This window comes from Pseudomonas sp. NBRC 100443, from assembly GCF_030268185.1.
Lineage (GTDB): Bacteria > Pseudomonadota > Gammaproteobacteria > Pseudomonadales > Pseudomonadaceae > Pseudomonas > Pseudomonas citronellolis.
Genome location: NZ_BSQE01000035.1, coordinates 13,849 through 39,680 on the forward strand (window position 1 = coordinate 13,849; position 25,832 = coordinate 39,680).

Below are 25,832 nucleotides of genomic sequence, written 5' to 3' on the forward strand. Positions count from 1 at the left end.
GCGCAGCGGCGCAGGTGTAACGTGGCGCCACCCTCGCGCCAGCCGACAAGGAGCCCCACCATGCTGCGCCTGCTGCCCGCCCTGAGCCTCGCCCTTGCCGCCAGCGCGGCCCTCGCCGCCCCGCAGGTATGGGTGGTGGGGCTGTTCCCCAACGCCGCGGTGGTCAACATCGACGGCCAGCGCAAGTTCCTCCGCGTCGGCGAGACCGGGCCGCTGGGCGTGCAGGTGGTCAGCGCCGACGCGCACAAGGCGGTGCTGCGCGTCGAGGGCGTGGAGCGCACCTACGAACTGAGTCGCGAATACAACGCCAGCGGCTACTCGGCCCCGGCGCCGGTGCAGGAAATGAGCATCGCCCGCGGCACCGGCGGGCATTACTGGGTGTCCGGCTCGATCAACGGCCAGAACGCCCAGTTCCTGGTCGACACCGGCGCCACCACGGTGGCGATGAACGAAGCCCAGGCGCGGCGCCTGGGCATCGACTACCGGGTGGTCGGCAAGCCCATGGTCGCCTCCACCGCCAGCGGCACCGTCAAGGGCTGGCGCATCAGCCTGAACAGTGTGAAGCTCGGCGGCATCGAGGTGCTGGGCGTGGACGCCAGCGTGCTGGAGGGCGAGTTCCCCACCGAGATCCTGCTGGGCATGAGCTTCCTCAACCGCGTGGGTTGGCGGGAGGAGCAGGGGATGATGTATATCCAGTCCAAACATTGAGAGCCCTCCACAGCCTGCTGCGCGTCGGCATAACTGCGTTGGGAACAGGTTCGAAATGCTCATTTAGCGGCCTGAACTGCGTTTCCGAACCTGTTCCCGCCTTGTTCTGCTCTAGCTCGCGAGGCCGTGAATGGACTCTGCCAGATCGCCGATCCATCGATGGCTTCGATAGCCAACTTGCGGATTTCGCAATGACGGCGGCCCCGGCACTGCTGTTACAATGCCGGCTCCTTACTACTGTCTGACTTTCAGGAGTTTCCGGTGTCCGTCGTGTTCGTCGCCGCCTCCAAGCTGCCCACTCCCTTTGGCGAATTCACCATGCATGGCTTCCTCGACGAGGAAACCGGCAAGGAACATGTCGCCCTGACCATGGGCACCCTCGACGACGGCCAGCCGGTGCTCGGTCGCCTGCATTCCGAATGCCTGACCGGCGATGCCCTGTTCAGCCTGCGCTGCGACTGCGGCTTCCAGCTCGAAGGCGCGCTCTCGGCCATCGCCCGCGAAGGCCGCGGCGTGCTGCTGTACCTGCGCCAGGAGGGCCGTGGCATCGGCCTGCTGAACAAGATCCGCGCCTACGCCCTGCAGGACGAAGGCGCGGACACGGTCGAAGCCAACCTCAGGCTGGGCTTCGGCGCCGACCAGCGCGACTACGCCATGTGCCTGCCGATGCTGCAGCACCTGGGCGTCTGCTCGCTGAAGCTGATGACCAACAACCCGCGCAAGGTCAAGGCGTTGGAAGGCTACGGCCTCACCGTGGCCGAGCGCGTGCCCCTGCAGAAGGGCCTGAACCCGCACAACAAGCGCTACCTGGCGACCAAGGCCGGCAAGCTCGGGCACATGCTCGGCGAGCTGCACCAGGGCGAGGCGGAGATCGAGACGCAGTGAACCGCGCCGCCGAGTTCGGCCGCCTGGGGCGTCTGTGGTGGCTGCACCTGGCGCTGGCTCTCGGGCCGCTGCTGGCGCTGCTGCTGTGGGGCTTCGAGATCGACGCCCTGGCCGTGCTGGCCACCCCGCTGTACGTCGCCGCGCTGGTCTCGATGTACTTCACCCTGCCGCTGTTCCGCCGCTACAAGCTCGCCCTGATCGACGCCGGCAAGGCCCGTGACACGGCCGAAGAGCCCGCCGCCTGGGCGGAGCTGGCGCGCACCTGGCGCAACGGCGTCCTCGGCGCCAGCCTGCCGGCCTGGATCGGCGTGCTGGCGTGCTTCACCGACCTGTCCGGCGTGGCGCTGATCCTCCTCGGGCTGACCAGCCTGCTGATCCTCTGGCTGTACCGCCTGCCGCGCCAGTTGCTCTGATGCGCCTGCTCGTTGCCGTCCTGCTGCTATCGCTAGGCCTGCCGGCACTGGCGGCGCAGCGGGTGGTGAGCCTGTCGCCCTCGATGACCGACAGCGTCCTGGAACTGGGCGCCGGCGCGCGCCTGGTGGGTGTGCTCGACGGCGACGAACGCCCGGCGCAACTGGCGGCGCTGCCTTCGCTGGGGCGCTACGGGCAACTGAACCTGGAGCGCCTGCTGAGCCTGCGGCCGGACTTGGTGCTGGTCTGGCCCGGCAGCATTCCCGATGCGCAGATGGCGCGGCTGAAGGGCCTGGGCCTGAAGCTCTACGTCGCCGAGCCGCACCGGCTGGAAGATATCCCCAGGCAACTGGAAGAGCTGGGCGCTCTGCTCGACGCCCAGGACAAGGCCGCGGCCCTGGCCGCCAGCTTCCGCCAGCGCATCGCCGAGCTGCGCCGGCAGTACGCCCGCGAGCGCCCGCTGCGGCTGTTCTACCAGGTATGGAACCGCCCGTTGTACACGCTGGGCGGACGCCAGGTGGTCAGCGACGCCCTGCAGGTGTGCGGCGCGCGCAACCTGTTCGACGACCTGCAGCAGCCGGCGCCGCAGGTGGGCATGGAAGCGGTGCTGGCCCGCGATCCGCAAGTGATACTGGCGCCCAACGCCGAACAGGCGGCGCAATGGCGGGCCATGAAACAACTGAGCGCAACGCGCCTGAACCAGCTGTGGGTACTGCCCGACCGCAACCTGGAGCGGCCGAGCTACGCTATGCTGGCCGCCACCGAAAAACTCTGTCGCCTGCTCGCCAAGGCCGAGCCGTAGGGCGGATAATCGTTCGCGGTTATCCGCCGGCCGGGATGCCGTACCTCCCCATAACCTGTAGGAGCGGGCCCTGCCCGCGAAATCGCGCGCAGGGCGCGCTCCTACGAAAAGCTGTGCTCGCCTGCAGCGTAGGACCTCATCCGCGAATCGCGTCGGTATGTCCGGCTATCGCGGACAAGGTCCGCTCCTACAGGAGAGGAATGCCGTGCCTCCCGGCGAGCGGGCCCTGCCCGCGATTTCGCGCGCAGGGCGCGCTCCTACAAGGGAACGGTGCGGGTGGGGCAGCGTAGGAGCGGATCTTATCCGCGAATCGCGCCGAAACCTCCGGCTATCGCGGACAAGGTCCGGGGGAGGAATGCCGTGCCTCACGGCGAACTGTAGGAGCGGGCCCTGCCCGCGGTTCGCGCGCAGGGCGTGCTCCTACATGGGGATGGCGTGGGGGCGGCGTACCGTGCCTCCCGCCGTTCAGAACCCCTCCAGCACGATCTTGCCCTTGGCCTTGCCGCTCTCCAGCAGCGCGTGGGCGCGGCGCAGGTTGGCGGCGTCGATGCGGCCGAAGTGCTCGCCCAGGGTGGTGCGCAGCACGCCCTGGTCGACCAGGCTGGACACGCGCTGCAGCAGGCGGTGCTGCTCGATCATGTCGTCGGTCTGGAACATCGAGCGGGTGTACATGAACTCCCAGTGCAGCGACAGGCTCTTCTGCTTGAGCAGGCTCACGTTCAGGTTCGCCGGGTCGTCGATCAGGCCCAGGCGGCCCTGCGGGCGCAGACTGGCGACTATTTGCTGCAGATGACTGTCGGTGTGCGTCAGGCTGGCCACGTGGCTCACCTGGCCGATGCCGATGCGCTGCAGTTCCTCGCTCAGCGGCTTGCCGTGGTCGATGACGTGGTGGGCGCCGAGGTCGCGGACCCATTCCCGGGTTTCCGCCCGCGAGGCGGTGCCGATCACGGTTACACCGGTCAGGTGCCGGGCCAGTTGGACGAGGATGGAGCCCACGCCGCCGGCGGCGCCGACGATCAGCAGGCTCTGCCCGGCGCTGCCCGGGCCCTCGGCGATCTGCAGGCGTTCGAACAGCAGTTCCCAGGCGGTGATGCTGGTCAGCGGCAGGGCCGCGGCCTGGGCGAAGTCGAGGCTGGCCGGCTTGGCGCCGACGATGCGTTCGTCCACCAGTTGCAGTTCGGCGTTGCTGCCCGGGCGCGTCAGGTCGCCGGCGTAGAACACCTCGTCGCCGGGGCGGAACAGGCTGACCTCGCTGCCCACCGCGCGGACCACGCCGGCGGCGTCCCAACCCAGCACCTTGTATTCGCCGGCCGCAGGCTCCGCGCGCTGGCGCACCTTGGTGTCCACCGGGTTGACGGAAATGGCGCGGACCTCCACCAGCAGGTCGCGCGGGCCGGGCGTCGGCTCCGGCAGCTGGATGTCGAGCAGGGCGTCGTCGGCGTCGATCGGGCGGCTGTGGGTGTAACCGATGGCTTTCATGGCGGCTCCTCAGTCGATGCGGTTCATCAGGCGGATGTCGAGCTCGGCCAGGTCGTCCCGGCTGGCCGCGACGAAGGCCTGGAAGTGCTCGCTGGCCTCGTGCTCGGCGAGGGCTGCCTCGTCGCGCCATTGCTCGATCATGTAGATCAGGTCGGCGTCCTTGCGGTCGCGGTGCAGGTCGTACTGGATGCAGCCGGGCTCGGCCCGCGAGGGCACGCGCAGCTCGGCCAGGCGGGCCTGCAGGGCGTCGGCGCGGCCGGGCTTGGCGCGGATGATGGCGATCAGGGTGAGGGGGCTGCTCATCGGGACTCTTCCTTGCGGCAGTGGGGGATGGGCGCATCCTCCGCTCTTTCGTTGTGAAGAAAAACCGGGTAGGAAGAAAGTCTCTTTCAAAGGAAAATTGAAAATGCTGCGTTTCGACGACCTGCAACTGTTCGTCCGCACCGCCGAGCGCGGCAGCCTGTCCGCCGCGGCCCGCGAGCTGGAGGTGTCGCCGGCGGTGGCCAGCGCCGCGCTCAAGCGCCTGGAGGGCGCCCTGCAGGCGCGCCTGTTCGCCCGTTCCACCCGCAGCCTGCGGCTGACCGCCGAGGGCGAGCTGTTCCTGGCCCATGCGCGGGCCTCGCTGCAGAGCCTGGAGGAGGGCCGCCAGCTGCTGGCCGGCGGGCGCAGCGAGATCGCCGGGCCACTGCAGGTCTCGGCGCCCTCGGACCTGGGGCGCAACGTGCTGCTGCCCTGGCTGGACGAGTTCCAGGCGCAGCACCCGCGGCTGGTCCTGCGCCTGCTGCTCAGCGACCGCCAGGCCGACCTCTACCGGCAGCCGGTGGACGTGGCCATCCGCCTCGGCCAGCCGCCGGATTCCAGCCTGGTGGCGCTGCCCCTGGCGGCGGACAACCGCCGCGTGCTGTGCGGCGCGCCGGCCTACTTCGCCCAGCATGGCCGGCCGCAGCGGCCGCAGGACCTGGCCCGGCACAACTGCCTGCTGTACATGCTCGGCGGGCGCGTGCACGAGCGCTGGCGCTTCGGCGACGAGACGGTCGAGGTGGCCGGCGACCGCGTCAGCGACGACGCCGACGTGGTGCGGCGCTGGGCGGTGGCCGGGCGCGGGCTGGTCTACAAGTCCTGGCTGGACGTGGCCGCCGACGTGCGCGCCGGGCGCCTGGAAGTGGCCCTGGCCGACCACCGGGGCGAGGCGGCGCCGCTGAACCTGTTCTGCACCCACCGCGCGCAGCTGAGCCCGCCGGTGACGCTGTTGCGCGAGTTCGTCCAGCAGCGCTGCGCCGAGCATCTGCGCGGCGCGCCCTGGCGTTGAGGCTCAGAGCGGGGTGTAGCGCGCCACGGCGTGGCTGAGGTCCCAGCCGACCGAGACCGAGAACACCAGCAGCAGGACCGGCACCAGGCACCACCAGATGCGCCTGGGCAGGGCCGGCAGCGGCTGGCGCAACTGGCTGGCCCAGAGCGCGGCGGCGCAGACGGCGGCGGCGAGCAGGGCGCCGGCGATCACGTCGCTGGGCCAGTGCGCGCCCAGGTACAGGCGCGAGCCGGCAATCCACGCGGCCGGCAGCATGGCCAGCAGCAGCCAGGTCAGGCGCACCCGCGGCGAGCCCTCGCGGCTGGCCAGCACGCCGAGCACCAGGAAGCAGGCGAAGGACGCCGAGCTGTGCCCGCTGGGCATGCTGAAGGCGCTCAGCGGGTCGGCGATCACCTCCGGGCGGGCGCGGCCGAAGAAGTGCTTGAGGGTGGTGTTGAGCAGCGCCGTGGCCAGCAGGGTGCCGCCGGCGAACAGCGCGTGGCGCCATTTGCCCAGGCCCAGCAGCAGGCCGCTGACGACGATGCCGACGATCACCTGGGTGCGGAAGTCGCCCAGGCGCGTCACCGCCACCATGATGTGGTTCAGCAGCGGGCTGCGTTCCTGCTGGATCAGCGTCATCAGGCCGTGGTCGAGGGCATCCAGGTGCGGCCAGCCGATCAGGATACCCAGCAGCAGGGCGGTGCTCAGCCCGGCGGCGATCAGTGCGGTGCCGTGGCGCCGCTTCAGGCAGGCATGGATCAAGGCGCCGCCGAGCACGGCCAGGCCGCCGGCGACCACCGCCATCTCCGGCCAGAAGCCTTCCGGCAGTGGCAGGCGCAAGGCCGCGCCGGTGGTCCAGCCGGGCAGCAGGTAGGCCACCGACCAGCCGGCGGCGGCCAGGATGGAGACCGCCAGGAAGCGCCCGAAGGGCATGTCGAGCATGCCCGCCACCAGCGGCAGGAACGGCCGCAGGGCGCCGATGAAGCGGCCCACCAGCAGGCTGGTGACGCCGTAGCGGGCGACGAAGCCTTCTGCGCCGGCCAGCCATTCCGGATGGTGGCGCAGCAGCGGCAGGCGGCGGATGTCCTGGTGGAAGCGGCGGCCGAGGAAGTACGAGCAGAGGTCGCCCAGCAGGCCGCCGGCGAAGGCCAGCAGCAGCGTCTGCCCCAGGCCCAGGGCGCCGCCGCCGGCCAGCACGGCCACGGCGAAGAGCATCACCACGCCGGGCAGCACCAGGCCGACCACCGCCGCGCATTCGAGGAAGGCGATGAGGAAGACCACCAGCCCCAGCCACTGCGGGTGGCCGGCGATCCATTGGTTGAACAGGTCCAGGCTCATGTGCGGTGCGCTTCCGAGCTGTCCAGCAGGTAATAGTCGCGTCCTTCGACCTGGCCGCGGCGCAGCGGGTTTCGCGTGCAGAAGGGCGCGAAGGCGGCGTCGACGAAGCGGTACATCAGGTGCTCGTCGCGGCCGTGGGGGATGCCCAGGCGGGTGGTCTGGATGACCTGGGCCGGGGTGTCGCCGATGTCGTCGACGAACAGCCGCTGCACGTCGAACTGCCTGGCATCCCAGTCCGGCACCTTGAGGCCCATGGCCTTGCACAGCAGGGTCTGGCCGGCGCAGAGCTTGCCCAGCGGGCGCTCGCTGCCATCGGCGGCGGGGTTGAGCTGGCGCATGCGGGCCAGGGCCTCGTCGCCGCTGACGCGGTCCATCCACGGGTGGCCGGACTTGATCAGCACGGCATTGCCGGCGCCGCCTGCGCTGAAGTTCAGCGAGTCGCCGCCGCGCGCGTAGTACATGTAGATGTGCCCGCCGTCGAGGAACAGCGCCTTGCGCTTCTCGGTGTAGCCGAGCGAGGCGTGGCTGCCTTTCTCGGCCAGGTAATAGGCTTCGGTCTCGATGATCCGCGTGGACAGCCAGAGCTCGCCGACGCGGTGACGGATCACCTTGCCCAGCAGCTGGCGCGCCACCAGCAGGGCGTCGCGGTCGAAGAAGGAATGGGGCAGTGGCCGCGCTTCGGGCCAGGGCAAACCAAGGATGGGATCGGCAGGCATGGGATTGTCGTGGGTACCAGGGCGCTCTTAGGCTGGCGGATGATAACAACAAGAGACTGAATCATGGCTGAACGCATCCGCGCCGACAGCGCGCACATCACCCCCAGTGCGCACTACACCGGCTATGTCTGGTTCCGCCACAAGCTCGCCGAGCCGGCCTTCGCCACCGCCTTCGGGCGCTGGGTGCACGGCTGCGTGGCGCCGATTGCCTGGGGCGCGCGCCTGGGCTTCGGGCTGAACATCGAGGACTTCCTGCTGCAGCGCCACCTGCTGATAGACGCGCGCCTGCGCCAGGCCATCGAGCAGCGCGGCGTCACCCAGGTGGTGGAGATCGCCTGCGGCCTGTCGCCGCGCGGCAGGCGCTTCCGTCAGCGTTACCCACAACTGGACTACCTGGAGGCGGACCTGCCGCCCATGGCCGCGCGCAAGTCGGCCCTGCTGCAAGGGCAGGGCTGGCTGGACGAAAGGCACCGGGTGCACCCCGTGGACATTCTCGCCGAGACCGGCCCGCACACCCTGGCCGCGCTCTTCGCCCAGCTCGATCGCCAGCGCCCCGTGGTGGTGATCACCGAGGGCCTGGTGAACTACTTCCAGCGCCCGCTGATCGAGGGCTTCTGGACGCGCCTGGCGGCGGTCCTGGCCGACTTCCCGGCCGCCACCTACCTTACCGAACTCTACCCCGACCTGCGCGAACACCCGCGCTACCGGCAGATCCGCTGGGGCGTCGGCCTGATCGGCCGGCTCACCCGCGGCGGCTACCCGCTGCACTACCGCAGCGAGGCGGAAATAGCCGCGGCCTTCCGCGGCTGCGGCTTCGCCGGCGTGGAAGTGCTCGACCCGCAGGTGCACGGCGCCGAGTTGTGCCTGCCGCGCGGGCGGATGCCGAGCCTGGTGCGCGTCATCGAAGCCCGCACCTGACCGGCTCTTCGTAGGATGGGTTGAGTTTACGAAACCCATGCGGTCACGGTGATGGGTATCGCTTCGCTCCACCCATCCTACGGGGCGTTGTGTTTGCCGGAAGTGTAGGCGCGGGCCTGGGGCGTTATGCGCCCTACGGGAGTTTGGGCGTAGGGCGTATAACCGTTCGCGGTTATCCGCCGTTCCATTGCCTCAGGCCGCGCAGGCCCCTTGCTGCAGCGGCACCACCATCTCCGCCAGGCTGGCGCTGGCGCGGGGATCGCCGTGGGGGAAGATGAAGGTGACGCCGTCCGTGGTGCGGCGCAGCGGGAGGATGTCCAGTTCTTCCACGCCGGGGATGGTCAGGCGCCAGCCGCGTTGCGGCAGTTCCGGCGGCAGGTCGGCGTGGGCCAGGCCGCCGAAGTAGCCGATTTCCACCAGTTCGGCGCGCCATTGCCCGCCGTCGGCGTGGCGCAGCAGGGCGCGGGGTTGCGGTGGCGCCAGGCGCGGTTCGAAGCGGCGTTCCAGGTGCGGCAGCTGCTGGCGCTGGAAGCGCGTGCTGCCGGCGGCGTTGAGTGGTAGCGGCTGGCCGTCGAGGAAGGGTGTGTACAGCCGGGCGCAGGCGCCGCGGCGTTCGAACTGGGCCAGGTGGTCGGCGTCGTGGATCAGGGCGAACTGCGCGTCGGCGCAGGCGAGGGCGAATTCGGCGTGTTCCCAGGGCTGGGTGAAGTGGTCGTATTCGCCGGCCAGCACCAGGGTCGGGCATTGCGGGTGGCGCTCGAAACCGCCGAAGGCCAGCAGGCGCCGGCTGTTCTGCCGGTAGCGTTCGACTTCCGCCGGCGTCAGGCGCTGCAACTGGCGCAGCAGGGCCTTGCGGAACATCGGGGAGACGCCGGTATCGGCCAGGCGCAGCGGGTTGACCAGGCCGGTCAGCACGCCGTTGGCGAAGGGCTCGTGCTGGCCCAGGTCCAGGCGCGCCAGGGCTTCTTCCAGCAGGGCGCGGGCGCCGGGGCGGCCGAAGGCGGTGATGCCGGCCAGCAGCAGGCGCGCGCAGCGTCCGGGGTGGCGGGCGGCGAAGAGGGCGGCCAGGGCCGAGCCGTAGGACAGGCCGATGGGCATCAGCGGCGGCAGGCGCAGCGCCTCGGCGAAGGCGGCGATCAGGTCGGCCAGGTCCTCCAGGCTCAGCTGCGGCGCCAGTTGCAGGTTGCCGCCCTGGCTGGGCAGGTCGAGGAGGATCACCGGGTGCTCGGCGAGCAGCTCGCTGACTTCGCCGGCGAAGGAGCGGAAACTCTGGAAGGCGCCGCCGAGCAGCAGCACCGGCGGGCGCGGGTCGTCCGCGCGGTGGGCGAAGGCCTGGTAGTGGAGTTGCCAGCCGTCCAGTTCGAGCACCGCCGGGGCGGCGGTGAGGGCCTGGGCGCTGTAGTCGGTGCGGTAGCGCATGGCGAATCTCCGGCGGTGTTCCGCCTCTTGTTGTTCTTCCCTGGCGTGCCGGATGGCGAACGGCTGGCAGTGCGCGGCGGGGTGGCTCCAAGGTAGACAGAGGCCGGCCTTTTGTTTACCCAACCTTCGGGCGGGGGAAATCGCAACGCGCTGTTGCGGGTGTCACCGTTCCGCAGCCGGGGCGCGGCCCGCGGCGCCCGGGCGGCGTTACCGGCGCGCCGGTGGGACGCCCTGTCTACCGGCTGGCTGCTGTGGCTGGGCGGGCGCAGGCGGGGTCGCTATAATCGCGCATTTCCCTCACGCAGACGCGTACGAACCATGACCGAGTCCGTCCTCGACTATATGAGCCGCCTGGGCCGCGCCGCCCGTGAAGCCTCGCGCGTGCTCGCGCGGGCCTCCACCGCGCAGAAGAACGCCGCCCTGCTGGCCGCCGCCGATGCCCTGGACGCTGCCCGCGAGCAGCTCGCCCACGCCAACGAGCAGGACCTGGCCGCCGGCCGGGCCAATGGCCTGGAGCCAGCCATGCTCGACCGACTGGCGCTGACCCCGGCGCGCATCGACGACATGATCGAGGGCCTGCGCCAGGTGGCCAAGCTGCCGGACCCCATCGGCGAGATCCGCGACATGCGCTTCGTGCCCTCGGGCATCCAGATCGGCAAGATGCGCGTGCCCCTGGGCGTGGTCGGGATCATCTACGAGTCGCGGCCGAACGTGACCATCGACGCCGCCAGCCTGTGCCTGAAATCGGGCAACGCCACCATCCTGCGCGGCGGCTCCGAGGCCATCCATTCCAACCAGGCCATCGCCCGCTGCATCCAGCAGGGCCTGGCCGCGGCCGGCCTGCCGGCGAGCGCCGTGCAGGTGGTCGAGACCACCGACCGCGCCGCCGTGGGCGCGCTGATCAGCATGCCCGAGTACGTCGACGTGATAGTCCCGCGCGGCGGCAAGGGGCTGATCGAGCGCATCAGCCGCGAGGCCAAGGTGCCGGTGATCAAGCACCTGGACGGCATCTGCCACGTGTTCATCGACGAGTCGGCCGACCTCGACAAGGCCATCCGCATCGCCGACAACGCCAAGACCCAGCGCTACGCGCCGTGCAACACCATGGAAACCCTGCTGGTGCACAAGGCCATCGCCGCGCGCGTGCTGCCGCCGCTGGCCGCCATCTACCGCGACAAGGGCGTGGAGCTGCGCGGCGACGCCGCCACCCGCGCGCTGCTGGGCAGCGACGTGCTGGAGGCCACCGAGGAAGACTGGCGCACCGAGTACAACGCGCCGATCCTGTCGATCCGCATCGTCGACGACCTGGACAGCGCCATCGAGCACATCAACACCTACGGCTCGCAGCACACCGACGCCATCGTCAGCGAGAACTTCAGCAACGCCCGGCGCTTCCTCGCCGAGGTGGATTCGGCTTCGGTCATGGTCAACGCCTCGACGCGCTTCGCCGACGGCTTCGAGTATGGCCTGGGGGCGGAGATCGGCATCTCCACCGACAAGCTGCACGCCCGCGGCCCGGTCGGCCTGGAAGGCCTGACCAGCGAGAAGTACGTGGTCTTCGGCGACGGGCACGTGCGCACCTGATGAGTAAACGGCAAGCGCGGCGGATCGGCCTCTTCGGCGGCACCTTCGATCCGGTGCACATCGGGCACCTGCGCAGTGCGCTGGAAACCGCCGAGCTGCTGGGCCTGGACGAGCTGCGCCTGCTGCCGGCGGCGCGCCCGCCGCACCGCGAGACGCCGCAGGTCTCGGCGCAGCAGCGCCTGGCCATGGTCGAGCTGGCGGTGGCCGGCGTCGCGCCCCTGACGGTGGATGCCCGCGAGCTGGCCCGCGACAAGCCGTCCTACACCATCGACACCCTGGAATCGCTGCGCGCGGAGCTGGGAAGCGAGGCGCAGCTGTTCCTGATGGTCGGCTGGGACGCTTTCTGCGGCCTGCCCACCTGGCACCGCTGGGACGAGCTGCTGCAGCACTGCCACATGCTGGTGCTGCAGCGCCCGGATGCCGACGTGGAAGCGCCGGAAGCCCTGCGCGACCTGCTGGCGGCGCGTAGCATGGCCGACCCCAACGCCCTCGCCGGGCCGGCCGGGCAGGTCACTTTCATCTGGCAGACGCCCCTGGCGGTGTCGGCCACCCAGATCCGCGCCCTGCTGGCGCAGGGGCGCTCGCCGCGCTTCCTGGTGCCGGACGCGGTATTGAACTACATCGAGGCGCACGGGCTGTACCGCGCGTCCCTGGCAAACTAGAGAGTCATTCAATGCAAACCGAACAACTGGTCGAGCTGGCCGTCGCCGCTCTGGAAGACATGAAAGCGCAGGACATCACCGTCCTCGACGTACGCGACAAGACCAGCATCACCGACGTCATGGTCATCGCCTCCGGCTCCTCCAGCCGCCAGGTCAAGTCGCTGGCCGACAACGTCCTGGAGAAGGTCAAGGAACAGGGCGTCAAGCCCATCGGCAGCGAAGGCCAGGAAGGCGGCGAATGGGTGCTGATCGACCTGGGCAACGTCGTGGTCCACGTCATGCAGCCGGCCACCCGCCAGTTCTACGACCTGGAGCGCCTCTGGCTCGGCGCCGAACAGAGCCGCGCCCACCACAGCGGCGAGTAAGCGCCCTTGCGCCTGCGTCTGATCGCGGTCGGCTCGCGCATGCCGCGCTGGGTCGAGGAGGGCTGGCAGGAGTACGTCAAGCGCCTGCCCTCGGAGCTGTCCCTGGAACTGGTGGAGATCCCGCTGAACACGCGCGGCAAGAACGCCGACGTGGCGCGGCTGATCCGCCAGGAAGGCGAAGCCATGCTGGCCAAGGTGCAGCCCGGTGAACGGGTGGTGACCCTGGAAGTCGAAGGCAAGCCCTGGAGCACCCCGCAACTGGCCGCCGAGCTGGACCGCTGGCGCCTGGACGCGCGCACCGTCAACCTCATGGTCGGCGGCCCGGAAGGGCTGGCGCCGGAGGTCTGCGCGCGCAGCGAACAGCGCTGGTCGCTGTCGCCGCTGACGTTGCCGCACCCGCTGGTGCGCATCCTGGTGGGCGAGCAGATCTACCGCGCCTGGACGGTGCTGTCCGGGCACCCCTACCACAAGTAGTCGTAGCCGTACCCGATGCCGCAGCCGATACAACTCAAGGACCACGAGAAGGACGCCCGCCTGGTGCGTCGCCGGGTCGTCGTCGGCGCGGTGGCGATCTTCCTCCTGGCCCTGGTGCTGGTGGCGCGCATGTACCACCTGCAGGTCACCCAGTACGAGTACCACTCGACGCTGTCGGAGAACAACCGCGTCCACGTCCAGCCGATCCCGCCCAACCGCGGCCTGATCTACGACCGCAACGGCGTGCTGATCGCCGACAACCGCCCCAGTTTCAGCCTCACGGTCACCCGCGAGCGCACCGAGAACCTGCAGCAGGAGCTGCAGGCGCTGGTGGAGATCCTCGGCCTGACCGAGGAAGACAAGGCGATCTTCGAGAAGCGCATGAAGCAGGGCCGGCGGCCGTTCGAGCCGGTGCCGATCATGTTCGAGCTGTCCGAGGAGCAGATCGCCCGCATCGCCGTGAACCAGTACCGTCTGCCGGGCATCGACGTCACCGCGCAGTTCGTCCGCCACTACCCGCTGGGCGAGCACTTCGCCCATTCGGTGGGCTACGTCGGGCGGATCAACGAGGCAGAGCTGAAGGTGCTCGACCCGGTCAACTATTCCGGCACCCACCACATCGGCAAGACCGGCGTGGAGAAGTTCTACGAGGCCGAGCTGCACGGCACCGTGGGCTACGAGGAGGTCGAGACCAACGCCCGCGGCCGCGTGCTGCGCGTGCTCAAGCGCACCGACCCGGTGCCGGGCAAGGACATCGTCCTGAGCATCGACAGCAAGCTGCAGGCCAAGGCCGAGGAGGCCCTGGGCGGGCGCCGCGGCGCCATCGTGGCGATCCAGCCGGCCACCGGCGAGGTGCTGGCGATGGTCAGCCAGCCCAGCTACGACCCCAACCTGTTCGTCACCGGCATCAGCTTCAAGGACTACTCGGCGCTGCGCGATTCCATCGACCGCCCGCTGTACAACCGCGTGCTGCGCGGCCTGTACCCGCCGGGCTCGACGGTGAAGCCGGCGGTGGCCCTGGCCGGCCTCGACGCCGGGGTGGTCACGCCCAGCTCGCGGGTCTTCGACCCCGGCTACTACCAACTGCCCAACTACGATCACAAGTACCGCAACTGGAACCGTTCCGGCGAGGGCTGGGTGAACCTGGAGACGGCGATCATGCGTTCCAACGACACCTACTTCTACGACCTCGCCCACAAGCTCGGCATCGACAGGCTGCACGACTACATGAGCCGCTTCGGCTTCGGCCAGCGCGTGTCCCTGGACATGTACGGCGAGTCGCCGGGGCTGATGCCCTCGCGCGAGTGGAAGCGCGCCACCCGCCGCCAGGTCTGGTTCCCCGGCGAGACGCTGATCCTCGGCATCGGCCAGGGCTACATGCAGTCCACGCCGCTGCAGCTGGCGCAGATGACCGCGCTGATCGCCAACCACGGCAAGTGGATCCGCCCGCACCTGGCCAGGACCGTCGACGGCCAGCCGCCGGTCGACCCCGAGCCGATGCCCGACATCGAGCTGCGCGAGCCGGGCAACTGGGAACTGATCGACTCCGACATGCAGCAAGTGGTGCACAATGCCCGCGGCACCGCGCACAAGGTCGGCGCCGCCTCGGTCTACCGCATCGCCGGCAAGTCCGGTACCGCGCAGGTGGTGGCGATCAAGCAGAACGAGCGCTACGACCGTTCCAAGCTCAACGAGCGCAACCGCGACCACGCGCTGTTCATCGGCTTCGCCCCGGCGGACAACCCGCAGATCGCGGTGTCGGTGATGGTGGAGAACGGCGAGTCCGGCTCCGGCGTCGCCGCCCCCGTGCTCAAGCAGGTGATGGACGCCTGGCTGCTGGACGAGAGCGGCAAGCTCAAGCCCGAATTCGCGCCACAGGTGGCGGAGGCGCCGAAGCCATGAGCATGAACATGAACCCCAACTTCGACCGCACGCTGTCCAACGAGGACGTGATGAAGCGGCGCGCCAGCCTGCTGCAGCGGCTGCACATCGACGGCTTGCTGCTGCTGCTGTTGCTGGTGCTGGGCGCGGCCGGCCTGTTCGTCCTCTATTCGGCCAGCGGCAAGAGCTGGGACCTGCTGCTCAAGCAGGCCTCGTCCTTCGGCCTGGGCCTGGTGATGATGTTCGTCATCGCCCAGATCGAGCCGCGCTTCCTGGCGCGCTGGGTGCCGCTGGGTTACCTGATCGGGGTGCTGCTGCTGGTGGTGGTGGACGTCATGGGCCACAACGCCATGGGCGCCACGCGCTGGATCAACATCCCCGGGGTGATTCGCTTCCAGCCCGCCGAGTTCATGAAGCTGTTCATGCCCATGACGCTGGCCTGGTACATGTCCAAGCGCAACCTGCCGCCCAACCTCAAGCACCTGGCGATCAGCCTGGCGCTGATCGGCGTGCCCTTCGTGCTCATCCTCAAGCAGCCGGACCTGGGCACTGCCATGCTGGTGCTGGCCTCCGGCGCCTTCGTGCTGTTCGTCGGAGGCCTGCAGTGGCGCTGGATCCTCGGCGCAGTGACCGCGGCGGTGCCGGTGGCGGTGGCCATGTGGTTCTTCGTCATGCACGATTACCAGAAGCAGCGCGTGCTGACCTTCCTCGACCCGGAAAGCGACCCGCTGGGCACCGGCTGGAACATCATCCAGTCAAAAGCGGCCATCGGTTCCGGCGGCGTGTTCGGCAAGGGCTGGCTGCTGGGCACCCAGTCGCACCTGGATTTTTTGCCGGAAAGCCATACGGACTTTATCATTGCCGTGCTCGGCGAAGAGTTCGGCCTGGTGGGGGTATGCCTGCTCCTGGCCCTGTACCTGATGGTGATCTACCGCGGGCTGGTGATCACGGCGCAGGCCCAGACGCTGTATGGCAAGCTGCTGGCCGGCAGCATCACCATGACCTTCTTCGTGTACGTGTTCGTCAACATTGGTATGGTCAGCGGGTTGCTGCCGGTCGTGGGGGTTCCGCTTCCCTTCATCAGCTACGGCGGAACTTCGCTGGTGACGCTGATGTCAGGGTTCGGGGTTTTGATGTCGATTCATACGCACCGGAAATGGATCGCCCAGGTTTGAAGAAGAAACGTTGAGACCAGAGTGAAGAAAGGAATGCAGATACTGCGCGAGTGGGCCGTCAGGGGTGTCCATTGGGTGGGGCTGGCCGGGGCCATCGGCTTCGGCGGCGCCGCCCAGGCGGGCGACTACGACGGCTCGCCCCAGGTCGCCCAGTTCGTCGGCGAGATGACCCGCGACTACGGCTTCGCCGACGAGCAGCTGCTTTCGCTGTTCCAGGACGTCGAACGCAAGCAGTCGATCCTCGACGCCATTTCCCGGCCCGCCGAGCGCGTCAAGCCGTGGAAGGACTACCGGCCGATCTTCCTCACCGACGCGCGCATCAAGCGCGGCGTGGAGTTCTGGAACCAGAACGCCGAGGCCCTGGCCCGCGCGGAGAAGGACTACGGCGTGCCGGCCCAGTACATAGTGGCGATCATCGGCGTCGAGACCTTCTTCGGCCGCAACACCGGCAACTACCGGGTGATGGACGCGCTGTCCACCCTGGCCTTCGACTACCCGCCGCGCGCCGACTTCTTCCGCAAGGAACTCAAGCAGTTCCTCCTGCTGGCCCGCGAGCAGCAGGTCGACCCGCTCGGCCTGAACGGCTCCTACGCCGGCGCCATGGGCCTGCCGCAGTTCATGCCCAGCAGCTTCCGCGCCTACGCCGTGGACTTCGACGGCGACGGCCACATCAACATCTGGACCGACCCGACCGATGCCATCGGCAGCGTCGCCAGCTACTTCAAGCAGCATGGCTGGCAGGCCGGCGAGCCGGTGGTGTCGCAGGCCGAGCTGAGCATGGACAGCGCCCAGGACGCCATCACCCAGGGCCTGGAGCCGCAGATGAGCCTCGGCCAGCTGCGCGCCGCGGGCTGGCGCACCCATGACGTGCTGCGCGACGACCTCAAGGTCACCGCCATCCGCTTCGAAGGCGCCGACGGCCCCGAATACTGGGTCGGGCTGCCCAACTTCTACGTGATCACCCGCTACAACCGCAGCGCCATGTACGCCATGGCGGTCCATCAGCTGGCCGGCGAGATCGTCCGGGCGCGAGGTGTCCAGTGAACCAGCGACTGAAGCGACCGGGCTTCTGGTCGGCGGCGGCGTGCTTCGGCCTGAGCGCCGTGCTGCTCGCCAGCTGCACCAGCTCCCGGGCTCCGCAGCCGGCGAAAAGCGGCGGCCTTTCCGGGCCGATGGACTACAACCGGCCGCACCGCGACGGCGCCCCCTGGTGGGACGTCGACGTATCGCGCATCCCCGATGCCGTGCCGATGCCGCACAACGGCCCGTTCAAGAACAATCCCTACACCGTGCTGGGCAAGACCTACTACCCGCTCAGCGACGCGCGCGCCTACAGCGTGACCGGCACGGCGTCCTGGTACGGCACCAAGTTCCACGGCCAGGCCACCGCCAACGGCGAGATGTACGACCTCTACGGCATGACCGCGGCGCACAAGACGCTGCCGCTGCCCAGCTACGTGCGGGTGACCAACCTGGACAACGGCAAGAGCGTCATCGTCCGCGTCAACGACCGCGGCCCGTTCTATTCCGACCGCGTCATCGACCTGTCCTTCGCCGCGGCCAAGAAGCTCGGCTACGCCGAGACCGGCACCGCGCGGGTCAAGGTCGAGGGCATCGACCCGCAGCGCTGGTGGGCCGCCCAGGGGCGGCCGGTGCCGATGGTCCTGGCGCAGCCGAAGATGGCGCCGGTGCAGAGCGCCCCGGCGGCCGGCGCGCAGCCCCAGGCGGTGGCCATGGCCCAGCCGATCGAGGTCTACACCCCGCCGCCGGCGCAGCACGCCGCGCCCGTGGCGCCGGTGCAGGTCGACTCAAAAAAAAACGCTTCATTACCAGCCGCTGGCCTGTATCTCCAGGTGGGTGCCTTCGCCAACCCGGACGCTGCGGAACTGCTCAGGGACAAGATCAGCGGCATGACTTCCGCCCAGGTCTTTATCAGCTCGGTCGTGGTCAACAAGCAGACCCTGCACCGGGTACGCCTGGGGCCGATCGGAACGCAGGATGAAGCGGCGCGGATGCAGGACAGCATCCGCCTGGCCAACCTCGGCCAACCCAAGCTGGTGCGCCCGGACTGAACGCGGCGCACCGATCAAGCGGCACGCCAGAGGCCGCCCGGGAATTCCCCCAAGGGATTGTTTGACCATTAGTGAACCCAGAGAGACGGATGAATATCATCACCATCGCCAAACGCCTGTCCATGCTCGTGTTGCTCAGCGCCCCCGTGGCCGGCTGGGCGGCTGAATCCGTTGTCCCCGCCGCGCCGCAGCTGGCGGCCAAGGCCTGGGTGCTGATGGACGGCGCCAGCGGCCAGGTCCTGGTGGAGAACAACGCCGACGAGCGCCTGCCCCCGGCCAGCCTAACCAAGCTGATGACCGCCTACATCGCCACCAAGGAAATCGAGGGCGGGCGCATCGCCGAGAGCGACATGGTGACCGTCAGCGAGCACGCCTGGCGCACCGGCGGCTCGCGCATGTTCATCAAGCTGGGCTCGCAGGTGTCGGTCAGCGACCTGCTGCACGGCATCATCATCCAGTCGGGCAACGACGCCTCCGTCGCCCTCGCCGAGCACATCGCCGGCAGCGAGGACGCCTTCGCCGACATGATGAACAACACCGCGCAGAAGCTGGGCATGACCAATTCCCACTTCATGGACGCCACCGGCCTGCCGAACCCGGAGCACTACTCCTCGGCCCGCGACATGGCGACCCTGGCCCGCGCCATCATCTACGGCGAGCCGACCCACTACGCCATCTATGCCCAGAAGGAATTCCTCTGGAACAACATCAAGCAGCCCAACCGCAACCTGCTGCTGTGGCGCGACAAGACCGTCGACGGCCTGAAGACCGGCCACACCGAGGAAGCCGGCTACTGCCTGGTGGCCTCCGCCGTGCGTGACGGCCAGCGCATGATCGCCGTGGTGTTCGGCACCAACAGCGAGCAGGCCCGCGCCGCCGAGACGCAGAAGCTGCTGACCTACGGCTTCCGCTTCTTCGAATCGCAGACCTTCTACAAGAAGGGTGCCGAGCTGACCAAGGCCATGGTCTGGAAGGGCTCCGAGCATGAAGTGAAGGCCGGCCTGTCCGAAGACCTGACCATGACCGTGCCGCGCGGCCAGCTCAAGCAGCTGCAGGCCAACATGGTGCTGCAGCCGCAGCTGATGGCCCCGATCCAGCAGGGCCAGGTGATCGGCAAGGTGGAAGTGAAGCTGGGCGACAAGGTCGTGCGCACCTCCGACCTGGTGGCCCTGAACGCCGTGGAGGAGGGTGGTATCTTCCGCCGCCTGTGGGATAGCATCCGCCTGTTCTTCTACGGCCTGTTCAACTGACCGACGGTCCCCCGGGCTCGTACTTTTGTATACAAGCCCGGGAATTTCTACGCATGCGCGCGTTCGACTCAGGTAAAATGCGCGCCTGCGCCTGATCGACCTCCCCCGTGGCGTCGGCAGCCGTCAGGTCCGATCCATCCGGAACCTCCCGACCCGGGAGCTTCGTGCGGAGGCGGGCTACCCGCCCGCGACAGCCATGACTGAAACCACTGATACCAGCACTCCTCCCGCGCCCAAGATCGAGTTCCCCTGCGAACGCTACCCGATCAAGGTGATCGGTGACGCCGGCGACGGCTTCGCCGACCTGGTCGTGGAGATCATCCAGCGCCACGCGCCGGACCTGGACGTCACCACCCTGGTGAGCCGCGACAGCCGCAACGGGCGCTTCCTCTCGGTGCAGGTGCTGATCACCGCCACCGGCGTCGACCAGTTGCAGAACATCCACAGCGACCTGCGCGCCAGCGGCCGCGTGCACATGGTGCTGTGATGCCCGAGGCCGGTTCTTCCCTGGGCTTCCGCGAACTCGGCGTGCTGCCCTACGAGCCGACCTGGCACGCCATGCAGCGCTTCACCGCCGAGCGCGACGAGGGCACGCCCGACGAAGTCTGGCTGCTGGAGCACGAGCGGGTGTTCACCCAGGGCCAGGCCGGCAAGGCCGAACACGTGCTGATGCCCGGCGACATCCCGGTGGTCAAGGTGGACCGCGGCGGCCAGGTGACCTACCACGGCCCCGGCCAACTGGTGGCCTACCTGCTGCTCGACGTGCGCCGCTCGCACCTGGGCGTGCGCGAGCTGGTCACGCGCATCGAACAGAGCCTGATCGGCCTGCTCGAGGGCTTCGGCGTCAGCGCCGTGTCCAAACCCGACGCCCCGGGCGTCTACGTGGACGGCGCGAAGATCGCCTCCCTCGGCCTGCGCATTCGCAACGGCCGGTCCTTCCATGGCCTGGCGCTGAACGTCGACATGGACCTGGAGCCTTTCCGTCGTATCAATCCCTGCGGCTACGCAGGCATGGCCATGACCCAGCTGCGCGAGCTGGCCGGCCCCATCACCCTGGCCGAGGTGCGCGAACGCCTGCGCGGCGAACTCACCGAGCGTCTTGGCTACGCTGAACAGAAGACCCTAACGGGCGGGATCGAACTGAGATGAGCACTGTTGTGGAGACCCCGGGCCAAGGCAAGCCGGGCAAGGTGGAAGTCGGCGTGAAACTGCGCGGCGCCGAGAAGGTGGCGCGCATTCCGGTGAAGATCATCCCCACCGAGGAACTGCCGAAGAAACCCGACTGGATCCGCGTGCGCATCCCGGTCTCGCCCGAGGTGGACCGCATCAAGCAACTGCTGCGCAAGCACAAGCTGCACAGCGTGTGCGAAGAGGCCTCCTGCCCGAACCTGGGCGAGTGCTTCTCCGGCGGCACCGCGACCTTCATGATCATGGGCGACATCTGCACCCGCCGCTGCCCGTTCTGCGACGTCGGCCACGGCCGGCCGAAGCCGCTGGACGTGGACGAGCCGACCAACCTGGCCATCGCCATCGCCGACCTGCGCCTGAAGTACGTGGTGATCACCTCGGTGGACCGCGACGACCTGCGCGACGGCGGCGCCCAGCACTTCGCCGACTGCCTGCGCGAAATCCGCAAGCTGTCCCCCGGCATCCAGCTGGAAACCCTGGTCCCGGACTACCGCGGACGCATGGACATCGCCCTGGAAATCACCGCCGCCGAGCCGCCGGACGTGTTCAACCACAACCTGGAAACCGTGCCGCGGCTGTACAAGTCCTCGCGCCCGGGTTCGGACTTCGAGTGGTCGCTGGACCTGCTGCAGAAGTTCAAGCAACTGGTGCCCCACGTGCCGACCAAGTCCGGCCTGATGCTCGGCCTGGGCGAGACCGACGACGAGGTCATCGAGGTCATGCAGCGCATGCGCGAGCACGACATCGACATGCTGACCCTCGGCCAGTACCTGCAGCCCTCGCGCAACCACCTGCCGGTGCAGCGCTTCGTCCACCCGGACACCTTCGCCTGGTTCGCCGAGGAAGGCGCGAAGATGGGCTTCAAGAACGTCGCTTCCGGCCCGCTGGTGCGTTCCTCGTACCACGCCGACCAGCAGGCCCACGGCAGCAAGATCGGCTGACCGGCGCCCGATACCCCCGGCCGGCCCGCAAGGGGCCGGCCGTTCATCCTGCGAATTTTCCCCTCCCTGCGACACCTCTCTTTCCCCTCCGCGCCATACCCACGAACCGCGCTTGCCCCGGGCCTCTGTGCGGCCGGTCACAGATATGGCTTACGGGAATAGTGGCACATTGCCAGGAAATAAGTGGGGCTGAAGGCGCCTTTCCCTGACTGTATAGGGGAAAAGTTCGATTGGGCGTATAGGGCGTTTCCTACGTTTTTTGGGGGTTCCCTTACCTTAATTCATTTCCGAGTTTGTTCGACCATTTGTCCGGGCCTTTGAAGACGCCCTGACAACCAACGAGTCAGTGCCAGCCAAGCGCTGCCTGACGCCGTATCGACCTGGAGTTCGAACAAATGAGCAAGAAGCTAATCGCCGCCCTGGCGTGTCTTTCCGTGGCCGGCTTGTCCGGTGCGGCAACGGCTGCCGACGGTACCCTGACCTTCGAGGGCCTGGTCAACGCCAAGACCTGCACCCTCGAGCCTTCCAGCGCCAGCCAGCTCGTCACCCTGCAGCCGGTGAACGCCGACCTCCTGCAGGGCGCAGGGACGGTTGCCGGCTCGCAGACCTTCACCCTCAACACCACCGGCTGCGACGCCAATGCCATGGTCGCCGCGGTGTTCGCCACCGGCGGCAACGTCGACCCCGCCACCGGCAACCTGAACAACACCATCCCTCCCGCGAACGGCGGCACCAATGCGCAAGTCGCCCTGTTCCGCGCCGACGGCACCACCAAGATCGACCTGAGCGACATCTCCAGCTCCGGCGGCTACCAGGTGGAGTCCGGTGCCGACGGCAAGGCCTCCCTGGGGTTCGTCGCCAAGTATGCCGCGAGCAGTGCCACCACCACCCCTGGCGTACTGAAGACCAACCTGCAGTACACCATGAGCTACCAGTAAGTCCCGCTTCCCCCGGGAGGCGACTCCCGGGGCATCCACCGAGGTTTCCATGAGCATGCTGATTCGTGCTGTCGCAATGACGGCAGGGCTCGCCTTTGCCGCGTGCCTGAGCACTTCCGCCTGGGCCGCCGTCACCGTCCAGGGCACCCGCCTGGTCTACCCCGCCGGCGAGCGGGAAATCACCGTCCGCCTGAGCAACGACGGCAAGGTCCCGGCGCTGATGCAGATCTGGGTCGACGAAGGCGACATCCAGACGCAACCCCAGGATGCCGACGCGCCCTTCGTCATCACCCCGCCGATCTTCCGCCTCGACCCCGCCAAGGGCCAGTCGGTGCGCGTGGCCTTCAGCGGCGAGACGCTGCCGGACGACCGCGAGTCGCTGTTCTGGTTCAACGCCCTGGAGATCCCGCCGCTGCCGGACGCCAGCGAGCGCAGCTACATGCAGATCGCCGTGCGTTCGCGGCTGAAGCTGTTCTACCGCCCCTCGGGGCTGCCCGGCAGCGCCGCGGAGGCGGTGCGCAAGGTGCGCTGGCAGGTGCTGGAGCAGGCGGGCAAGCGCGTACTGCGCGGGGAAAATCCCACGCCTTACCACGTCTCCTACGCCAGCCTGGGGCTGAAGCAGGGCGGGCGCGGCCACGATCTCGGCCCGGGCATGCTCAAGCCGTTCTCCCACGAGGACTTCGCCCTGCCCGCCACCCTGAAGGCCGCCGGCGGCACCCTGGAGTACAGCTGGATGAGCGACTACGGCGTCGCCACCGACGACAAGGTCAAGCTGCCGTGACCGGCATGGGCTCCTGCACAGGCTTCATCCGGCGCTGGAGCGGGCGGCGCGGGACCACCGTCGCCCTGGGCTCGCTCGCCGCCGCCCTGGCCGGCCTGCCGAGCCTCGTCGGCTGGGCGGACGACCAGCCGGTGCGCTTCGACACCGACTTCCTGCGCAACGCGCCGGGCCAGACGGTCGACCTGACGCGCTTCGAGCAGGGCAGCCCGGTGCAGCCCGGCAGCTACACGCTGGACCTGTACCTCAACGACAACTGGCAGGGGCGGCAGCGCGTCGAGGTGCGCGAGGACGCCAGCGTGTGCTGGGCGCGCGAGCAACTGCCGCTGCTGGGGCTGGCCATCGACCGCCTGCCGGCAGAGGCCCGCGAGGCGCTGCAGGCCGCCGACCCGGCGTGCATCGACCTCCAGCGCCTGATCCCGGACAGCCGGGTTGCGCCCGACCTGGCCGACATGCGCCTGGAACTGAGCATTCCCCAGGCCTACCTGCGCCGCACCCGCGCCGACCACGTCGACCCGCGCGACTGGGACCGTGGCATCACCGCGGCCTTCGTCGACTACAACGCCAACGCCTACCGCAGCGACGTCGGCGGCAGCAGCTCCAGCCAGTACTACGCCGGGCTCAACAGCGGGGTGAACCTCGGCGACTGGCGCCTGCGCCACAACGGCAGCTACAGCCGCTCCGACGGCGTTTCCGAGTACGACGCCATCAGCAGCTACGCCCAGCGCGACATCACCGCGCTGAAGTCGCAGCTGACCCTGGGCGAGTACTACACCCCCGCCGACCTGTTCGACAGCGTGCCCTTCACCGGCGTCCAGCTGGCCTCGGACGAGCGCATGCTGCCCGACTCGCAGCGTGGCTTCGCCCCGGCCATCCGCGGCACCGCCGAGACCAACGCCAAGGTCACGGTGCGCCAGGGCGGCAACATCCTCTACGAAACCACGGTGGCGCCCGGCCCCTTCATCATTGACGAGCTCTACGGCACCGGCTATGCCGGCGACCTGGAAGTCACCGTGACCGAGGCCGACGGCCGCGAACGGCGCTTCACCGTGCCCTTCGCCAGCGTGGCGCAGCTGCTGCGTCCGGGCGTGTCGCGCTACAGCCTCAGCGCCGGCGAGTACCGCGACGAGCGCCTGGACGACGCGCCTAAGTTCCTCCAGGGCACCTACCAGCGCGGCCTGTCCAACCTGTGGACCGGCTACACCGGCGGCATAGTCGCGCAGAACTACCTGGCGCTGCAGGGCGGGGTGGCGCTGAGCACGCCGGTGGGCGCCTTCGCCTTCGACGTCACCCGCTCCAGCGCCTCCGGCCTGGACCCGGTCCACGGCCTGGGCGGCGATGCCAGCGGGGAGAGCTACCGGCTGAGCTACAGCAAGCTGGTGGAGTCGACGCGCACCAACTTCGCGGTCGCCGCCTACCGCTTTTCCAGCGAAGGCTACCTGGGGCTGGGCGAGTTCGCCGAACTGAGCGACGGCTCCGGCGGCACCGGGCGCTTCCGCCAGCGCAACCGCCTGCAGGCCAACATCAGCCAGCCCCTGGCGGACGGCTGGGGCAGCTTCTACCTCAGCGGCTCGGCGCAGAACTACTGGAACGTCGACGCCGGCAGCGACCTCAGCTACCAGGCCGGCTACAGCAACGGCTGGCGCTGGGGCAGCCTGAACCTGTCGGCCAGCCGCACCCGCTCGCAGTCCGGGCAGAGCCAGAACCAGTACATGCTCAGCCTGTCGCTGCCCCTGGGCCGCGCGCCCAGCTCGCCCTACCTGAGCAGTTCCTACAGCCGCACCGACAACGGCGCCAGCGATGCCCAGCTCGGCCTGTCCGGCTCCCTCGGCGAGCGCAGCGCCTTCAGCTACGGCGTCTACGCATCGCGCAGCCGCAACGACGGCGGCAGCAGCACCAGCAGCGGCGCCAATGCCCAGTATCGCGCCTCGGCCGCCTCGCTGTCGGCCAGCGTCAGCGATGGCGACGGCTACCGGCAACTGGGCGTGGGCCTGTCCGGCAGCCTGCTGGCCCATGCCGGCGGCATCAACTTCAGCCCCGACCAGGGCGAGACCAAGGTCCTGGTCGAGGCCCGCGGCGCCAGCGGCGCCGGCCTGGTCAACAGCACCGGCGCGCAGGTCGCCGGCAACGGCTTCGCCTTCACCAGCGGCCTCACCCCCTACCGGCGCAATCGCGTGGGGCTGGACCCCAAGGGCCTGGGCGAGGACGTCGAACTGCAACTGACCGAGCAGACGGTGGCCCCGCGCTTCGGCTCGGTGGCCCTGCTCAAGTACCCGACGCGCAACGGCCAGCCGCTGCTGCTGACGCTGCGGGACGAGGACGGCGGCAAGCTGCCGGTGGGCGCCGAGGTGCTGGATGCCGAGGGTACCAGCCTGACCCTGGTGGGGCAGGGCAGCCGCGTGTTCCTGCGCGCCGAACAGGCGCAGGGCGAACTGCTGGTGCGCTGGGGAACCAGCCCCGACCGCCAGTGCGCGGCCGCCTACCAACTGCCGGAAGCGAAGGCCGAAGGCCAGCCGTTCTTCCGTCTCGAGGCGCTCTGCCGCCGATCCGCCAACTGACA

The 25,832-nt window shown here is 69.1% G+C and carries 26 protein-coding genes; 21 read left to right on the plus strand and 5 right to left on the minus strand.

All coding sequences use genetic code 11. The annotated features are described in order from the left end of the window. The first annotated feature begins 60 nt into the window (after positions 1–60). From QSJ95_RS30525 to QSJ95_RS30540, 4 genes are all read left to right on the plus strand, one after another. Positions 61–708, plus strand: coding sequence for a retropepsin-like aspartic protease family protein (locus QSJ95_RS30525; RefSeq protein ID WP_058488453.1), 648 nt, complete (start codon positions 61–63; stop codon positions 706–708). A gap of 261 nt (positions 709–969) precedes the next feature. Further along, on the plus strand, positions 970–1,593 hold the full coding sequence (gene ribA / locus QSJ95_RS30530) for a GTP cyclohydrolase II (RefSeq protein ID WP_285647408.1): 624 nt from the start codon (positions 970–972) through the stop codon (positions 1,591–1,593). After that, positions 1,590–2,006, plus strand: coding sequence for an MFS transporter (locus QSJ95_RS30535; protein WP_276215057.1), 417 nt, complete (start codon positions 1,590–1,592; stop codon positions 2,004–2,006). Before ribA ends, QSJ95_RS30535 begins: the two co-directional genes overlap by 4 nt. Further along, positions 2,006–2,806, plus strand: coding sequence for a cobalamin-binding protein (locus tag QSJ95_RS30540; RefSeq protein WP_285647411.1), 801 nt, complete (start codon positions 2,006–2,008; stop codon positions 2,804–2,806). Before QSJ95_RS30535 ends, QSJ95_RS30540 begins: the two co-directional genes overlap by 1 nt. Positions 2,807–3,271: 465 nt before the next feature. Here QSJ95_RS30540 and QSJ95_RS30545 read toward each other — a convergent pair whose 3' ends face one another. Beyond that, positions 3,272–4,285 carry a zinc-binding alcohol dehydrogenase family protein gene (locus QSJ95_RS30545; protein ID WP_043313772.1) on the minus strand — a complete coding sequence of 338 codons (1,014 nt, stop codon included), beginning with the start codon at positions 4,283–4,285 and terminating at the stop codon, positions 3,272–3,274. Between the two features lie 9 nt (positions 4,286–4,294). Further along, the gene (locus QSJ95_RS30550) at positions 4,295–4,588 is read right to left on the minus strand and encodes a putative quinol monooxygenase (RefSeq protein ID WP_064581873.1); all 294 of its coding nucleotides are present in this window, start codon (positions 4,586–4,588) and stop codon (positions 4,295–4,297) included. Positions 4,589–4,691: 103 nt separating this feature from the next. Here QSJ95_RS30550 and QSJ95_RS30555 point away from each other — a divergent pair, with 103 nt between their 5' ends. After that, entirely contained in the window at positions 4,692–5,594 is a 903-nt protein-coding gene (locus QSJ95_RS30555; protein ID WP_285647413.1) for a LysR family transcriptional regulator, read from the plus strand. Between the two features lie 3 nt (positions 5,595–5,597). Here the strand turns inward: QSJ95_RS30555 and QSJ95_RS30560 are convergent, their stop codons facing one another. After that, positions 5,598–6,911 carry a bifunctional DedA family/phosphatase PAP2 family protein gene (locus tag QSJ95_RS30560; RefSeq protein ID WP_285647415.1) on the minus strand — a complete coding sequence of 438 codons (1,314 nt, stop codon included), beginning with the start codon at positions 6,909–6,911 and terminating at the stop codon, positions 5,598–5,600. Further along, positions 6,908–7,627: a DNA-3-methyladenine glycosylase gene (locus QSJ95_RS30565; RefSeq protein WP_061560635.1), complete on the minus strand. Its 720-nt coding sequence runs from the start codon at positions 7,625–7,627 to the stop codon at positions 6,908–6,910. The genes QSJ95_RS30560 and QSJ95_RS30565 overlap by 4 nt, the downstream gene beginning before the upstream one ends. A 63-nt stretch (positions 7,628–7,690) precedes the next feature. Here QSJ95_RS30565 and QSJ95_RS30570 point away from each other — a divergent pair, with 63 nt between their 5' ends. Further along, positions 7,691–8,545 carry a class I SAM-dependent methyltransferase gene (locus QSJ95_RS30570; RefSeq protein WP_009617287.1) on the plus strand — a complete coding sequence of 285 codons (855 nt, stop codon included), beginning with the start codon at positions 7,691–7,693 and terminating at the stop codon, positions 8,543–8,545. A gap of 192 nt (positions 8,546–8,737) precedes the next feature. Here the strand turns inward: QSJ95_RS30570 and QSJ95_RS30575 are convergent, their stop codons facing one another. Continuing rightward, positions 8,738–9,964 carry an alpha/beta fold hydrolase gene (locus QSJ95_RS30575; protein WP_285647416.1) on the minus strand — a complete coding sequence of 409 codons (1,227 nt, stop codon included), beginning with the start codon at positions 9,962–9,964 and terminating at the stop codon, positions 8,738–8,740. Positions 9,965–10,282: 318 nt separating this feature from the next. Here QSJ95_RS30575 and QSJ95_RS30580 point away from each other — a divergent pair, with 318 nt between their 5' ends. From QSJ95_RS30580 to QSJ95_RS30650, 15 genes are all read left to right on the plus strand, one after another. After that, a complete protein-coding gene (locus tag QSJ95_RS30580) occupies positions 10,283–11,548 on the plus strand; it encodes a glutamate-5-semialdehyde dehydrogenase (protein ID WP_058488458.1) in 1,266 nt (421 codons plus the stop codon). After that, positions 11,548–12,210: a nicotinate-nucleotide adenylyltransferase gene (nadD, locus tag QSJ95_RS30585; protein WP_043313759.1), complete on the plus strand. Its 663-nt coding sequence runs from the start codon at positions 11,548–11,550 to the stop codon at positions 12,208–12,210. The genes QSJ95_RS30580 and nadD overlap by 1 nt, the downstream gene beginning before the upstream one ends. 11 nt (positions 12,211–12,221) lie before the next feature. Beyond that, a complete protein-coding gene (rsfS, locus tag QSJ95_RS30590) occupies positions 12,222–12,575 on the plus strand; it encodes a ribosome silencing factor (RefSeq protein ID WP_009617292.1) in 354 nt (117 codons plus the stop codon). A gap of 6 nt (positions 12,576–12,581) precedes the next feature. Further along, positions 12,582–13,049 (plus strand): 23S rRNA (pseudouridine(1915)-N(3))-methyltransferase RlmH, encoded by a 468-nt coding sequence (gene rlmH, locus QSJ95_RS30595; protein WP_009617293.1) that lies wholly within the window; start codon positions 12,582–12,584, stop codon positions 13,047–13,049. 15 nt (positions 13,050–13,064) lie between these two features. Continuing rightward, positions 13,065–14,951, plus strand: coding sequence for a penicillin-binding protein 2 (gene mrdA, locus QSJ95_RS30600; RefSeq protein ID WP_009617294.1), 1,887 nt, complete (start codon positions 13,065–13,067; stop codon positions 14,949–14,951). Positions 14,952–15,001: 50 nt separating this feature from the next. Next, positions 15,002–16,105, plus strand: coding sequence for a rod shape-determining protein RodA (gene rodA, locus QSJ95_RS30605; RefSeq protein WP_099049098.1), 1,104 nt, complete (start codon positions 15,002–15,004; stop codon positions 16,103–16,105). Between the two features lie 21 nt (positions 16,106–16,126). Beyond that, complete coding sequence (mltB, locus tag QSJ95_RS30610) at positions 16,127–17,149, plus strand: lytic murein transglycosylase B (protein ID WP_099049029.1); 1,023 nt, start codon at positions 16,127–16,129, stop codon at positions 17,147–17,149. Further along, entirely contained in the window at positions 17,146–18,177 is a 1,032-nt protein-coding gene (locus QSJ95_RS30615) for a septal ring lytic transglycosylase RlpA family protein (RefSeq protein WP_009617297.1), read from the plus strand. The genes mltB and QSJ95_RS30615 overlap by 4 nt, the downstream gene beginning before the upstream one ends. Before the next feature lie 89 nt (positions 18,178–18,266). Beyond that, the gene (locus tag QSJ95_RS30620) at positions 18,267–19,427 is read left to right on the plus strand and encodes a D-alanyl-D-alanine carboxypeptidase family protein (RefSeq protein ID WP_009617298.1); all 1,161 of its coding nucleotides are present in this window, start codon (positions 18,267–18,269) and stop codon (positions 19,425–19,427) included. A gap of 196 nt (positions 19,428–19,623) precedes the next feature. After that, positions 19,624–19,914: a DUF493 domain-containing protein gene (locus QSJ95_RS30625; protein ID WP_009617299.1), complete on the plus strand. Its 291-nt coding sequence runs from the start codon at positions 19,624–19,626 to the stop codon at positions 19,912–19,914. Continuing rightward, positions 19,914–20,576 carry a lipoyl(octanoyl) transferase LipB gene (lipB, locus tag QSJ95_RS30630; protein WP_009617300.1) on the plus strand — a complete coding sequence of 221 codons (663 nt, stop codon included), beginning with the start codon at positions 19,914–19,916 and terminating at the stop codon, positions 20,574–20,576. The genes QSJ95_RS30625 and lipB overlap by 1 nt, the downstream gene beginning before the upstream one ends. After that, positions 20,573–21,556 carry a lipoyl synthase gene (gene lipA / locus QSJ95_RS30635; RefSeq protein WP_285647419.1) on the plus strand — a complete coding sequence of 328 codons (984 nt, stop codon included), beginning with the start codon at positions 20,573–20,575 and terminating at the stop codon, positions 21,554–21,556. Before lipB ends, lipA begins: the two co-directional genes overlap by 4 nt. Before the next feature lie 395 nt (positions 21,557–21,951). Next, the gene (locus QSJ95_RS30640; RefSeq protein WP_009617304.1) at positions 21,952–22,494 is read left to right on the plus strand and encodes a fimbrial protein; all 543 of its coding nucleotides are present in this window, start codon (positions 21,952–21,954) and stop codon (positions 22,492–22,494) included. A 49-nt stretch (positions 22,495–22,543) separates the two neighbouring features. Continuing rightward, the gene (locus QSJ95_RS30645; RefSeq protein WP_064987593.1) at positions 22,544–23,275 is read left to right on the plus strand and encodes a fimbrial biogenesis chaperone; all 732 of its coding nucleotides are present in this window, start codon (positions 22,544–22,546) and stop codon (positions 23,273–23,275) included. Positions 23,276–23,280: 5 nt separating this feature from the next. Further along, positions 23,281–25,830, plus strand: a complete 2,550-nt coding sequence (locus tag QSJ95_RS30650; protein WP_081884753.1) for a fimbria/pilus outer membrane usher protein — start codon at positions 23,281–23,283, stop codon at positions 25,828–25,830. Positions 25,831–25,832: the final 2 nt, after the last annotated feature.